Annotated in this window: 11 protein-coding genes; 8 read left to right on the top strand and 3 right to left on the bottom strand. The window is 76.6% G+C overall.

Features of this window, described 5'->3' with window-relative positions:
* Positions 1 to 24: 24 nt before the first annotated feature.
* A complete protein-coding gene (gene miaB, locus MF406_RS06910; RefSeq protein ID WP_242897212.1) occupies positions 25 to 1,674 on the top strand; it encodes a tRNA (N6-isopentenyl adenosine(37)-C2)-methylthiotransferase MiaB in 1,650 nt (549 codons plus the stop codon).
* Between the two features lie 100 nt (positions 1,675 to 1,774).
* Here miaB and MF406_RS06915 read toward each other — a convergent pair whose 3' ends face one another.
* Both MF406_RS06915 and MF406_RS06920 read right to left on the bottom strand, forming a co-directional pair.
* The gene (locus tag MF406_RS06915) at positions 1,775 to 2,287 is read right to left on the bottom strand and encodes a YbjN domain-containing protein (RefSeq protein ID WP_242897213.1); all 513 of its coding nucleotides are present in this window, start codon (positions 2,285 to 2,287) and stop codon (positions 1,775 to 1,777) included.
* A complete protein-coding gene (locus tag MF406_RS06920) occupies positions 2,284 to 2,793 on the bottom strand; it encodes a YbjN domain-containing protein (protein WP_242897214.1) in 510 nt (169 codons plus the stop codon). Before MF406_RS06920 ends, MF406_RS06915 begins: the two co-directional genes overlap by 4 nt.
* A gap of 320 nt (positions 2,794 to 3,113) precedes the next feature.
* Here MF406_RS06920 and MF406_RS06925 point away from each other — a divergent pair, with 320 nt between their 5' ends.
* The 5 genes from MF406_RS06925 to MF406_RS06945 all read left to right on the top strand — a co-directional run bounded on the left by MF406_RS06925 (position 3,114) and on the right by MF406_RS06945 (position 8,136).
* On the top strand, positions 3,114 to 3,551 hold the full coding sequence (locus tag MF406_RS06925) for a DUF6318 family protein (protein ID WP_242897215.1): 438 nt from the start codon (positions 3,114 to 3,116) through the stop codon (positions 3,549 to 3,551).
* Between the two features lie 526 nt (positions 3,552 to 4,077).
* Entirely contained in the window at positions 4,078 to 4,530 is a 453-nt protein-coding gene (locus MF406_RS06930) for a hypothetical protein (RefSeq protein WP_242897216.1), read from the top strand.
* Between the two features lie 171 nt (positions 4,531 to 4,701).
* Positions 4,702 to 5,631 carry a tRNA (adenosine(37)-N6)-dimethylallyltransferase MiaA gene (gene miaA, locus MF406_RS06935; RefSeq protein WP_242897217.1) on the top strand — a complete coding sequence of 310 codons (930 nt, stop codon included), beginning with the start codon at positions 4,702 to 4,704 and terminating at the stop codon, positions 5,629 to 5,631.
* On the top strand, positions 5,628 to 6,611 hold the full coding sequence (gene dapF, locus MF406_RS06940; RefSeq protein WP_242897218.1) for a diaminopimelate epimerase: 984 nt from the start codon (positions 5,628 to 5,630) through the stop codon (positions 6,609 to 6,611). Before miaA ends, dapF begins: the two co-directional genes overlap by 4 nt.
* A 124-nt stretch (positions 6,612 to 6,735) precedes the next feature.
* A complete protein-coding gene (locus tag MF406_RS06945; protein ID WP_242897219.1) occupies positions 6,736 to 8,136 on the top strand; it encodes a hypothetical protein in 1,401 nt (466 codons plus the stop codon).
* A 57-nt stretch (positions 8,137 to 8,193) separates the two neighbouring features.
* Here MF406_RS06945 and MF406_RS06950 read toward each other — a convergent pair whose 3' ends face one another.
* Positions 8,194 to 8,817 carry a class I SAM-dependent methyltransferase gene (locus MF406_RS06950; protein WP_242897220.1) on the bottom strand — a complete coding sequence of 208 codons (624 nt, stop codon included), beginning with the start codon at positions 8,815 to 8,817 and terminating at the stop codon, positions 8,194 to 8,196.
* A gap of 220 nt (positions 8,818 to 9,037) precedes the next feature.
* Between MF406_RS06950 and hflX the strand changes: the two genes are divergently transcribed.
* Both hflX and MF406_RS06960 read left to right on the top strand, forming a co-directional pair.
* The gene (gene hflX, locus MF406_RS06955; RefSeq protein ID WP_242897221.1) at positions 9,038 to 10,591 is read left to right on the top strand and encodes a GTPase HflX; all 1,554 of its coding nucleotides are present in this window, start codon (positions 9,038 to 9,040) and stop codon (positions 10,589 to 10,591) included.
* An 11-nt stretch (positions 10,592 to 10,602) separates the two neighbouring features.
* The gene (locus MF406_RS06960) at positions 10,603 to 12,801 is read left to right on the top strand and encodes an ATP-dependent DNA helicase (protein WP_371744623.1); all 2,199 of its coding nucleotides are present in this window, start codon (positions 10,603 to 10,605) and stop codon (positions 12,799 to 12,801) included.
* Positions 12,802 to 13,051 lie beyond the last annotated feature (250 nt).

Genomic DNA, 13,051 nt, shown 5'->3' on the forward strand with positions numbered 1-13,051 from the left:
GCCGGCGCCTACACTGCTGACCTCATGAGCGCACCCGCCACCGCGCCCGCCGGCGCCGCGGTCGCCGCCGCGGTCGGCGCGGTTGGCCCCGCCCAGAGCGGCGGGCCCGCACCCACCGCCGACCCCGCCGGAACCGCGCACCCTGCCGGTGCCCCGCCCCGCACCTATCTGGTCCGCACCCTCGGCTGCCAGATGAACGTCCACGACTCCGAGCGGCTCGCCGGCCTGCTGCAGGCCCGCGGGTACGTCCCGGTCGCCGACATCCCGGAAGCGGCCGCCCGGGCGACGGACGCCGGCGACGGCGGGGCCGACGTCGTCGTCCTCAACACCTGCTCCGTGCGCGAGAACGCGGCCACCCGGCTGTTCGGCAACCTCGGCCAGCTCGCCGCCGTCAAGCGCTCCCGGCCCGGCATGCAGATCGCCGTCGGCGGGTGCCTGGCCCAGCAGATGCGCGAGGGGATCGTCGCCCAGGCGCCGTGGGTCGACGTCGTGCTCGGCACCCACAACCTCGACGTGCTGCCGGCGCTGCTCGAGCGGGCCCGGCACAACGCCGAGGCGCAGGTGGAGATCGAGGAGTCGCTGAAGGTCTTCCCCTCCACCCTGCCCAGCCGCCGCGAGTCCGCCTACGCCGCGTTCGTGTCCATCTCGGTGGGCTGCAACAACACCTGCACCTTCTGCATCGTCCCGCACCTGCGCGGCAAGGAGCGGGACCGCCGGCCGGGGGACGTGCTCGCCGAGGTCGAGGCGGTGGTCGCGCAGGGCGCCGTCGAGGTGACCCTGCTCGGGCAGAACGTCAACAGCTACGGCGTGGGCTTCGGCGACCGGGGCGCGTTCGCCAAGCTGCTGCGCGCGTGCGGGCGGGTCGAGGGCCTGGAGCGGGTCCGGTTCACCTCTCCGCACCCGGCGGCCTTCACCGACGACGTCATCGCGGCCATGGCCGAGACCCCGACCGTCATGCCGTCCCTGCACATGCCGCTGCAGTCCGGCTCCGACGCCGTGCTGCGGGCCATGCGCCGGTCCTACCGGTCGGCCCGCTTCCTCGGCATCCTGGAGCGGGTGCGCGCGGCCATCCCGGACGCCGCGATCACCACCGACATCATCGTCGGCTTCCCCGGCGAGACCGAGGCCGACTTCCAGGACACCCTCGACGTCGTCGCCGCCAGCCGGTTCGCCTCCGCCTTCACCTTCCAGTACTCCCCGCGCCCGGGCACCCCGGCCGCGGACCGCACCGACCAGGTCCCTGCCGAGGTGGTCGCCGAGCGCTACCAGCGCCTGGTCGCGCTCCAGCAGCGGATCTCCACCGAGGAGAACGAGCGGCTGGTCGGCAGCACCGTGGAGGTGCTGGTGGCCCAGGACGGCCGCAAGGACGAGGCCACCCGCCGGATCACCGGCCGGGCGGCCGACAACCGGCTGGTGCACGTGGCCCTGCCGCCGGGGCTCGCCGACGGCGACCGGCCCCGACCCGGGGACATGGTCACCGCGACCGTCACCCGCGGCGCGCCGCACCACCTCGTCGCCGACTCCGCGCTGACCGGCGGGACGTTCGCCGTGCGGCGCACCCGGGCGGGGGACGCGTGGGCGGGCCACGGCGACGCCGACGGCGGTGGGCACGGCCACGGCGCGGCGGCCGCTGCCGGCCCGGTCAGCCTCGGGCTGCCGACCGTGCGCCGCTGACCGGTCCGCCGGTCGAGCCGGCGCCGGCCGGAACCGCACCCTGCGGCGTCGCGTCACCCTTCAGCGGTGGCCACCGGCGCCCCGTCCGGACGCCGCCGCCTCACTCCGCCGTCGGCTCGACCGGCACCGAGCGGTCGAGGGCCTGGAAGAACTGCACGCCGGCGGCCAGCCCGCCCTCGATGAGCTCGAGCAGCTGCCGGTCGGTCGCGCCGGCCCCGACGTCGGTCAGCACCTCCGTGCGCACCCCGATCCCGTCCCCGGACGGCACGGTGAAGACGGTGGGCCAGACCTTGTCCCGGTTCCAGTCGTTGACCGCCTGGGCCAGTGCGCCGGCCATCGCGGCCGGCAGGGTCCGCCCCCAGGACCCGCGCACGGACAAGAACTCCGTCGCCGGGCCGGTCAGCCGGACCTGAAACCGGAAGCCCTCCCACAGCCCGGTCACCGAGCCGTCCGCCTCGCTGCGGACGTGGTAGCCGCGGGCCCGCACCACCGCCGCGACCCGGTCGGCCGTCAGCGGGGTGGCCCGCTCCACCGGCGTCGGCAGCGGGTGGCTCGGGGCCGGGGCGGGCCGGGTGGTCACCGGCCGGCCGAAGAGCGCCCGCCACCAGCTCACGGGGTCTCCTCGGGCGGCAGACCCGCCGGGTCGGGGTAGGCCGCCTCCAAGTCCCGCACCACCCGCATGCCCTGCCCGACCCCGCGGCGCAGCAGGGCGCTGAGCTGGTGGTCGCTGACGCCGGTGCCGAGTGGGGTGGAGGCCTCGGCGACGACACTGAGCCGGCCGTCGTCGAGGACGCGGACGTAGCACTTGGGCCCGATGAACTCCCGGTTCCACCGGTCCAGCAGCCCGAGGACCTCGCCCAGCCGCTCCAGCGCCAGGCGGCGGTGCCAGGAGGTGCGGACCTGCAGCACCGTCTCCTCCTCGCCGAGGAGGTAGATGTGGAAGACCGACTGCGCCCACAGCAGGCCGAGGTTGCCGGCGGCGTCCCGGAACAGCGGGTAGCCGAGCGCGGTGAGCGTCTCCGCCACCCGGGTGCGGGTCAGCGGCACGACGACGTCCCGGGTGTCCAGGCCGGTCGGGCCGGTCCGGGCCCGGCCCTCCTCGAACCCTGCGGCCGCCATGGCACGAGGGTAGTCCGGGGCGACGGCGTCCGGTGCGGTGCGGCGGAGGCCGAGCGGGCCGCTGGCGCTTGTCCACAGGTGTCGCCGAACCTCTGGTGCGAGCGGCGGTCGGATACTACCGTCGCCGCATGACCGTGGGGGGCAGGCGACGGGGCACCGTCGCGGCAGCGTGCACCGCGCTGGTCCTGGGAGCAATGCTTGGCTGCTCCCGGGAGCCTGCCGCTGCCCCGGCGCCGACACAGACGAGCAGCTCGCAGACGTCGGCAGCCACGGAGTCGCCGGGTCCGGAACCGACGGAGCCGACGGTCACCCCGCCCGAGGTGGAGAAGCCGGAGCGACCCGAGGCGATGGAGCGCGACGACCTCGAGGGCGCAAAGGCGGCCGCGGAGTACGTGCTCCGCCTCTACCCGTACGTGTACGCCAGCGGAGACATCACCGAGTGGAACGCGATGTCAAAGGATGGTTGCAAGTTCTGCAAGAGCGTGGCAGATAATGTCACAAAACTTCACCAGGAGGGTGGGTACTCGACCGGTTCTGAGGTCGTCATTGAGTCGATCGAGGGACGCCCTCCGTATGGTGGGCACGACTACTTCGAGATCCTAATCCAAGGTACCGCGACACCATCGAAGCGGATGAATCCAGACGGGTCAACGCTGGATGAGTTCGAGGGAGGCCGAGCACTGTTCTACATTGCGGTCACTCGTGTCAATGACTCGTGGCTCATCCACGGAGTGGCCACGGAGCCGGTCGATGGGTAAGGGCACCTTTCGCCAGCGCCGTAGGCTTACAGCTGTCGCGATCGCAACGATCGCCTGGGTGGCCGGCCCACTAACTGTTGCAGCAACTGCGGCCCCCGGACCTCCTGACCAGGTTGGACCGCACGTGGAGCACGAATCTGAGGCGGAGGACGATTCGATCATTGTCGAGGGGTACGCGTCAAACAACGGGCCTCCTTCCGCAGAGTCAGTACGAAACCGAGAGCAGCCTCGGGTCGTCGGTCGAGGGGAGGTCAAATCAACTGGGTCGGGCAGTGGCCCACGTTCAAGCGGTGGTGGCGGCAATGGCGACGGCAACGGCGATGGTGGGGGTGGTGGGGACTGCTACGAGTATGTCCCGCTGCCCTCGGGGGACAAGCGGGTGGATTTCTCCCGGTGCGGTGGTGAGCAGGCGGGGCAACGGACGGTGATCAGCCCCACGGCGCCGGCCCCGCCCGGTGCGCCGGCCCCCGCCGCGCCAGGCGCGCCGGCGGCCCCGGCCCCGGCCCCGCCAGCGCCGCCACCGGTCGTGGTCACCGCGCAGGACCTCCAGCGCCTGCCGATCGCCCCGGGCACGGTTTCGGTCCAGCCGGACCGGGGCTGGGTGCTGGTCAACATCGACACCATCGTCTTCACCGATGCGGCCCCGCAGGTGCTGGACACGGTCGTGCTGGGCACCCCGGTGCGGGTCGGGGTCAGCCCGGTGGACTACACCTGGGACTTCGGCGACGCCAGCGCCCCGGTGACCACCACCGTGCCCGGGGCGCCGTACCCGAACCACACGGTGGCGCACACCTACACCCGGGCGGCGGAGGGGGTGAGCGTGGGCCTGACGGTCCGGTGGAGCGGGCAGTTCGAGGTGAACGGCTCGGGGGTCTGGCAGCCGGTCCAGGGGACCGCCGTGACCTCCGCCGTCTCCGCGCCGTTCGACGTGCGCACGGTCACCGTCAGCCTCACCAACGGCAGCCTCCCCGACCACTGACGCAATGGAGGGCGCTGCACGGGGACGGACCAGCCACCGCCGGGCCCGCCACCGGTGCTCGCGGGCGCCGGCGAGGGCACGAGGGGATCGCGGGCGTAGGCGTTTGCACGAGCGGCCAGCAGACGCCCCACCCCGGCCGGCGCCCGGGCCAGCAGCCCGTGCCCGGGTAGGTTGGCCGCCGTGGAGGAGCCCCCGCTGATCGCCATCGTCGGCGTGACGGCCTCGGGCAAGTCCGACCTCGCCCTCGACCTGGCCGAAGCGCTCGGCGGACCCGGCGCGGTGGAGATCGTCAACGCCGACGCCATGCAGCTCTACCGCGGCATGGACATCGGCACCGCGAAGGTGCCAGCGGACCAGCGCCGCGGTGTCGCCCACCACCAGCTCGACGTCCTGCACGTGCGGCAGGAGGCGTCCGTGGCGGCCTACCAGGCCCACGCCCGCGCCGACATCGCCGCGATCCGGGCCCGCGGCCGCCTGCCCGTCCTGGTCGGCGGCTCCGGGCTGTATGTCCGGGCGGTCCTGGACCAGCTGGAGTTCCCCGGCACGGACCCGGCGGTGCGGGCCGGCCTGGAGGTGCGGGCCGCCGAGGAGGGACCCGACGCGCTGCACGTGGCGCTCGCCGAGCTGGACCCGCCGGCCGCCGCCGCCATCGACCCGCGCAACACCCGCCGGCTGGTCCGCGCCCTGGAGGTCATCACCCTGACCGGGCGACCGTTCTCCGCCCGCCTGCCCGAGCACGTCTACGCCCTGCCCGCGGTGCAGCTCGCCGTCGATGTGCCGCGCCTCGACCTCGACGGACGCATCGCCGCCCGGGCGGCGTGGATGATGGCCGGCGGGCTGCTGGAGGAGACCGCGCGGCTCCTTGATGAGGGCCTGGCCGAGAGCCCGACGGCGGCCCGCGCGGTCGGCTACGCCCAGGCCATGGACGTCCTGGCCGGCCGGTCCACCCCGGCCGAGGCGGTCGACGCCGTCGCCCTGGCCACCCGCCAGCTCGCCCGCCGGCAGGAGAAGTGGTTCCGGCGCGACCCGCGGATCCGTTGGCTACCGAGGGGAGACCCGGACACGGTGCTGGCCGCCGCGCTGCGTACCCTGGGACGATGACCTCCCCGTTCGGTGCCCTGGCCGGCCGCGGCCTCACCACCGGGCACGGCACGGAGAACGACTTCCTGCTCGTCCCCGACCCCGACGGCGAGCTCGACCTGACCGCCGCGGAGGTCGCCGCCGCCTGCGACCGGCACGCCGGTGTCGGCGCGGACGGCCTCATCCGCGTCGTGCGGACGGCAGCCCTGACTGGTGCGGACCAGGCTGCGTCCGCCCCCGCCGACCCAGCCGCGCCGGCCCCCGTGGACCCGGCCGGGGCCGCGCCCGCCCCTGCGGACGCCCCCGCCCCCGCCGCCGTGGCCGGTGCCGAGTGGTTCATGGACTACCGCAATGCCGACGGCTCGGTGGCGGAGATGTGCGGCAACGGCATTCGGGTGTTCGTGCACTACCTGCGCGAGCAGGGGCTGGTCGACCTCCCGCCGGGGGCGAGCATCGCCGTCGGCACCCGCGGCGGGATCCGCCAGGTGGCCTTCGACGGCGAGCGGTACACGGTGGCGATGGGCCGGTGGGCGATGCCCGGCGGGCTCGCCGCCGTCCAGGCCGGCTACGACGTGATCGTCCAGGTGCCCGGGCTGCCCGGCCCCCGGGCGGGGTTGCGGGTGACGCTGCCCAACCCGCACACCGTGGTGGCGCTGCCGGACGAGGCGGCGCTCGCGGCGGCCGACCTCACCGGCGCCGTGGCGTACGACCCTGTCCCGCCGGCGGGGACCAACCTCGAGCTCGTCGTCCCGCTCGGCGACGACGACGCCGGGCTGGGCACCGTCCGCATGCGCGTCCTGGAGCGGGGGGTGGGGGAGACCCGGTCCTGCGGGACGGGCACCTGCGCCGCCGCGCTGGCCGTGCGCGCCTGGGGCGGCCCGGGGGCGCCGGACACCTGGCGCGTCCTCGTCCCCGGCGGGGAGGTCCTGGTCCACGTCGACGGCGACCAGGTCACCCTCACCGGCCCGGCCGTGCTCACCGCTGACGTGACCCTGCGCTGACGGCGCCCCCCGATCCTCCCGGAGCGCGCCCCACCGCCCCTCGACCGCCTTACCCACGCCCGACCCTCACCCCTCGACCCTTGACCCCCCGACCACCCGCCCGCGTCCCCCACGGAGGCCCCAGGTGCCGAAGAAGAAGCGCAAGGCCCGCCAGCCCACCCCGACCGGGGCGCAGGTGCGCCCCCTGCGCCCGCACACGGGCCCCGGCGGCCTGGACGGGCTGCTGGCGGAGTTCGACACCTGGTCCCAGCGGCTCGGCCTGGCCATGCCCGACACGGTCGACCTCGTCCGGATCGCCGTCGAGCTCAAGCGCGACCGGCTGGACCGGCCGGACCCGACCCGGTGGAGCCGGCAGGACCTGACCGTGGTGCTCACCGAGCTCTTCCCCGCGCACGTGCTCATCGGCCCGGACAAGCAGCACCAGCTCGCCCCCGCCCTCGCGCTGTACCTCGCCTTCCTGGGTGCCACCGGCCGCTGGCCGGCCGACGCCGAGCCGCTCGACGACATCGCTGCCCTGGTCGAGGAGCTCAGCTACCAGGTGCCCGTCGCCTACGGAACCGGCCCCCGCTCGACCACCGCCAACATCGTCCGGTACGCCATCGAGCAGGGCGTCGACATCAGCGACCGGGACGCGCTCGCCGCGTTCATGACCGCCTTCGTCGACCTGCCCGACGCCCACCGGGCGGCGATCGCCGACGGCGCGGGTCCCGCCGCACCCCGGGCGTCCGGCGATCTGCTCGGTGCTGGTCCGGGGGCTTGGGCCGAGGACGACGACGGGTCCAGCCTGCTCGCGCCGTTCTGGCCGGCCGCGCTCGGCCCGGCGCCCGACCTGGAGGTTCTCACCGGCTACGAGCTGCCGGACCCGGAGGCCGCCGCGTGGCTCCGGGCCGCCCCGCTGTGGGGCCGGGCCCGCGCCCTGCTCGACTGGCTCGGCGAGGGCCGGCCGGTTACCGCCAGCGGGGCCCTGCGCCGGGCCGAGACCGCCGCCGTCATCGGGCTGCTCGGGCTGCCCGGGCCGTCGCGCCCCGCGTCGATGTGGGACTCGGCACCGCTGGCCCTGCTGTGGGCCGGGCTCGCCCAGGCCGGCATGATCGCCATCGCCCGCACCCGCGCCTACCCCCGGCGGGCGCTGCCGGGCCCGGACTCATCCGCGCGGGAGGTCGTCGTCACCGGCACCGAGATCTACAGCGGCGCGCTGTGGGCCTTCCTGTTCGAGTGGCACCGGGGCCGCTACGCCCAGGTCCCGGGGCTCACCGTCGGGCTGCTGCTCGCCGCCGCACGGTCGGGAGGACTGGCCGTGCCGGCCGACACGCTCGCGGCGCCCGCGGACATCCCCGGCTTCCCGCCGGGCCGCGATCTCACCCCCGCCCTGGCCGCGGATCTCGACACGCTCACCCACCTGGGGCTGCTCCGCCGCAGCCCGGCCGGGGCGTACGTCCTGCCTCGGGCGCTCACCCCGGTCGTCCCGGTCGCCCTGGCCATGCTGGCGGAGGACGATGACGACGAGGACTTCGACCCCGTCTGATGCGCTACCGCGGACGTGCCCCCGCCGCGGCCGATGCGCCGCCCCGCCGGCCCGCCGCTACTGCCCGGGCCGCACCGTGAGCACCCGGAAGCCCTTCGCGCTGGCCGCGCGGGCGACGTCCATGCCCAGCTCCTCGGCCAGCCAGCGGTGCAGGGAGTCGGCGCCGAGGTTGCGCTGGACGACCAGCTGCGCCCGCCCGGTCGGGGCGAGCAGCCCGAGCCAGCGGCGCAGCAGCTCGTGCAGCGCGGCCTTGCCGATCCGCACCGGCGGGTTGGACCAGATCTCGGCCAGCCGCACCCCCGCCGTCGTGAGGTGCTCCAGCGCCGCATCGGCCGCCGTCGCCCGCACCCCGGTCAGGCCGAGCGCGGCCGCGTTGCGCGCCGTCAGGTCCACCGCTCGGGCGTTGCTGTCCACCGCCCACACCGTCGCCGCGGGGGAGGCCTGCGCCATGGCCAGGGCGATCGGCCCCCAGCCGCAGCCGACGTCGGCGAGGTCACCGGCCGGCGGCGGGTCCTCGACGGCGTCGAGCAGCACCCGGGTCCCGAGGTCCAGGCGCCCGGCGGAGAACACCCCGGACGCGGTCTGCACCCGCACCGGCCGCCCGCGCAGCACCACGTCCACCGGCCGCAGCTGAGCGGGGGAGGCGGGCTGGGCGGAGAAGTAGTGGTCCGGCTCGGGCACGCCGGCCAACCTATCCGCCAGCGCCGGCCACCGCCCGCACCGGCCACCCTGCCGGCCGCACCGGCCGGCCTGGCCACCGGAGCCGGCCACCCTGCCCACCGGCGTCGGCGGGCCTTGTCCGCCGACGGCGGAGCCTGGGGAAAACCCTCGCCCGTCACGCCCCGCCGTGGGACCCTGGAGGGGTGGCGCGGCAAGGGCGCCACCGCCGTGAAAGGACACCATGACCACCAGCCGCCCCGACCCCCGCACCCCGGAGCATCCAGGCGCGCAGGCGGCGGCGGAGGATGTCGTCGCCCGCATCCTGGCCCGTGCCGGCAACGTCCGGTCCACCGCCGGCACCGCCCTGCAGGACGAGGCCGACGCCGACGACGGGGACCTCGGCTACGACGGCGAGCAGCTCGACCGCGAGGAGCGCGCCGCGCTCCGCCGGGTCGGCGGGCTGTCCACCGAGCTCGAGGACGTCAGCGAGGTCGAGTACCGCCAGCTCCGGCTCGAGCGGGTCGTCCTGGTCGGGCTGTGGTCGACCGGGACCGCGGAGTCCGCCGAGGTCTCCCTGCGCGAGCTCGCCGCGCTGGCCGAGACCGCCGGCTCGGAGGTCCTCGACGGGCTCCTCCAGCGCCGCGCCGCCCCCGACCCGGGCACCTACCTCGGCTCGGGCAAGGCCGCCGAGCTGGCCGAGCTGGTCCGGGCCGCCGGCGCGGACACGGTCATCGTCGACGGCGAGCTCAGCCCCTCCCAGCGCCGCGGTCTGGAGGACATCGTCCAGGTCAAGGTGATCGACCGCACCGCCCTCATCCTGGACATCTTCGCCCAGCACGCGAAGTCCCGGGAGGGCAAGGCCCAGGTCGAGCTCGCCCAGCTGGAGTACCTGCTGCCGCGCCTGCGCGGCTGGGGCGAGTCGATGTCCCGGCAGGCCGGCGGCCGGGTCGCCGGCGGCGCGGGCATCGGCTCCCGCGGCCCGGGCGAGACGAAGATCGAGCTCGACCGGCGCCGCATCCGCACCCGGATGGCCCGGCTGCGCCGCCAGATCAAGGAGATGGCGCCGGCCCGCTCGACCAAGCGCGGCGCCCGCCGCCGCGGCCGGGTCCCCGCCGTCGCCATCGTCGGCTACACCAACGCCGGGAAGTCCTCGCTGCTCAACCGGCTCACCGGGGCCGGCGTGCTGGTGCAGAACCAGCTCTTCGCCACCCTCGACCCCACCGTCCGCCGGGCCACCACCCCCGACGGGCGCGCGTACACCCTGACCGACACCGTCGGCTTCGTCCGGTCCCTGCCCACCGAGCTCGTCGAGGCCTTCCGCTCCACCCTGGAGGAGGTCGCCGACGCGGACCTGCTGCTGCACGTCGTCGACGCCGCCCATCCCGACCCCGAGGGCCAGGTCCGCACCGTGCGCAGGGTCGTCGCGGACGTCGGCGCCGGGGACGTGCCCGAGCTGGTCGTGCTGAACAAGGCCGACCTCGCCGCCCCGGAGGACCTCGCCGCGCTGCGCACCCGCTACCCCGGCGCGGTGGCCGTCTCCGCCCGCACCGGGCAGGGCCTGGCGGAGCTCACGGAGCGGATCGCCGCCCTGCTGCCCCGGCCGGCCGAGGAGGTCGACGTCGTGGTGCCCTACGGCCGCGGCGACCTGGTCTCCCGCGCCCACACCGAGGGCGAGGTGCTCGCCGAAGACTACGCCGAGGTCGGCACCCAGCTCCGCGCCCGGGTCGAGCCCGCGCTCGCCGCCGAGCTCCGCGCGGCCGGCGCCCCGCCGGCCCGGCCCGCGCCGGCGAGGTGACCGCCGGGCACGTGACCGGCCCGCCGGCTGATCGGCAGGTGGCCGACGGCGGGGCGCCCGGTGCGGCGGGGCCGAGCGACGGCGGGCCCGCGGACGAGGCGGCCGACGGCGAGGCCGACGTGGCCGGCCTGCTCGACGCCGCGGTCGCCCGGGTCGGCGGCGAGCGCCGCGACGGGCAGCACCGGATGGCCGGGGCGGTGACCCAGGCCCTGCGGGCGCACGAGCGGCTCCTGGTCCAGGCCGGCACCGGCACCGGGAAGTCCCTGGCCTACCTCGTCCCCGTCCTGACCCACGTCGCGATGACCGAGGAGCGGGCCGTGGTGTCCACCGCGACCCTGGCCCTCCAGCGCCAGATCCTGAGCCACGACGCCCCGCTGGTGGCCGACGTGGTCGCGGCCCGCACCGGCCGCCGGCCCGACGTCGCCCTGCTGAAGGGCTGGCACAACTACCTGTGCCGGCACAAGCTGGCCGGCGGGTACCCGGCGGAGGATGAGCCGGGGCTGTTCGCGGCCGCCGCGGTGACCCGCGCGGACCCCGGTGCGCCGCCCGCCGCGGGCGCCGACGGCGCCGCCGAAGGTGCGGCGCCCGGCCCGGGTACCGACGCCGCCGCCGAAGGTGCGCCGCCTCGCCCGGGCGGCGCCGCCGGTCTCGGCCCGGCCGGCCCCGGCACCCGGTTGGGCGAGCAGGTCGCTCGCCTGCGCGCGTGGGCCGAGGAGACGGTCACCGGCGACCGGGACTACCTCGACCCCGGGGTGAGCGACCGGGCCTGGCGGCAGGTGTCGGTGACCAAGATGGAGTGCCTGGGCACCGCCTGCCCGCTGCTGGCCGAGTGCTTCCCCGAGGCGGCGCGGCAGGCCGCCCGGGCCGCCGACGTCGTCATCACCAACCACGCCATGCTCGGCATCGCGGCCGCCGGCTCCGGCGGCGTGCTGCCCGAGCACGACCTCCTGGTGGTCGACGAGGCCCACGAGCTGCCCGAGCGGGTCACCGCGCAGGCCACCGTCGACCTCAGCGCCGCCGCCGTCGAGCGCACCGCCCGCCTCGCCCGGCGCCACGGCGGCGGCGCCGTCCCCGCCCTGGACACCGCGGCATCGGCGCTGCGCGCGGCGCTGGAGCAGGTCCCGGACGGCCGGCTGGCCACCGGCCTGCCGTCCGCGCTGCACGACGCCGTGGTCCTGCTCGGCGCCGGCGCCCGGGAGGCCCTCGGCGGGCTGAGCCCGCGGGCCGAGTCGGCGGAGGCCGGCGGCCGCGCGATGGCCCGCTCCGCCCTGGTCAGCCTGGTGGAGATCGTCGACCGGCTGCTCGGCGACGGCGTCGCCCGGCACCGGGACGTGCTGTGGTGCGAACGGCCCCGCGGCACCGAGCCGCCCCGGCTGCGGGTGGCCCCGCTCGACGTCGCCGGCCCGATCGCCGAGGACCTGCTCGCCGACCGCGCCGCCGTCCTCACCTCGGCCACCCTCGCCCTCGGCGGGACCTTCGAGCCGATGGCCCGCACCCTCGGGCTGGCGCTGACGGGCCGCTACCGCAGCCTCGACGTCGGCTCCCCGTTCGACTACCGGCGCCAGGGCATCCTCTACGTGGCCCGGCACCTGCCCCCGCCGGGCCGGGACGGCCCCAGCGAGCAGGCCCTGGCCGAGCTGGTCGAGCTGGTGCGGGCCGCCGGCGGGGCGACCCTGGGGCTGTTCTCCTCCCGCCGGGGCGCCGAGGCCGCCGCCGCCCGGCTGCGCGCCGCCGTCGGCACGCCGGTGCTGTGCCAGGGCGAGGACCAGCTCCCCACCCTCGTGCGCCGCTTCTCCGCCGACGAGGCCACCTCCCTGATGGGCACGCTGTCCCTGTGGCAGGGCGTGGACGTGCCCGGCCCGACCTGCCGCCTGGTGGTCATCGACCGCATCCCCTTCCCGCGGCCGGACGACCCGGTCAAGCAGGCCCGGTCCGACGTCGTCCGGCGGGCCGGCGGCAACGCCTTCATGTCCGTCGCCGCCACGCACGCCGCGCTGCTGCTCGCCCAGGGGACGGGCCGGCTGGTCCGCTCGGCCGGGGACCGGGGCGTCGTCGCCGTCCTCGACCCGCGCCTGGCCACCGCCCGGTACGGCACCTTCCTCACCCGCTCGCTGCCGCCGCTGTGGCGCACCGACGACGGCAACCTCGCCCGGGCGGCGCTCCGGCGGCTCAGCGGGCAGGCCGAGGCGGACCGAGACGGCCGCGGGTAGCCGGCCGGGGCTGAGCGGACCGAGCAGGCGGGACGAGCCGGCGGCCCGGCCCGGCCGGGCGCGCCGCGGCTGAGCGGGCCGGGCCGAGCCGGCGGTCCAGCCGCGCAGGCGGTCCGGCCGCGCCGGCGGCGCCGGCCGAGCCAGCGGGAGCGAGCGGCCCGGCCCGGGCGAGCGGCGCCGTCGGCGGCACGGCCTGCCACGGCACGACGGTGGGGGAGCCCTAGGCTGGGGCGGGACCACGCCGAGAGGA

This window comes from Georgenia sp. TF02-10, from assembly GCF_022759505.1.
Classification (GTDB): domain Bacteria; phylum Actinomycetota; class Actinomycetes; order Actinomycetales; family Actinomycetaceae; genus TF02-10.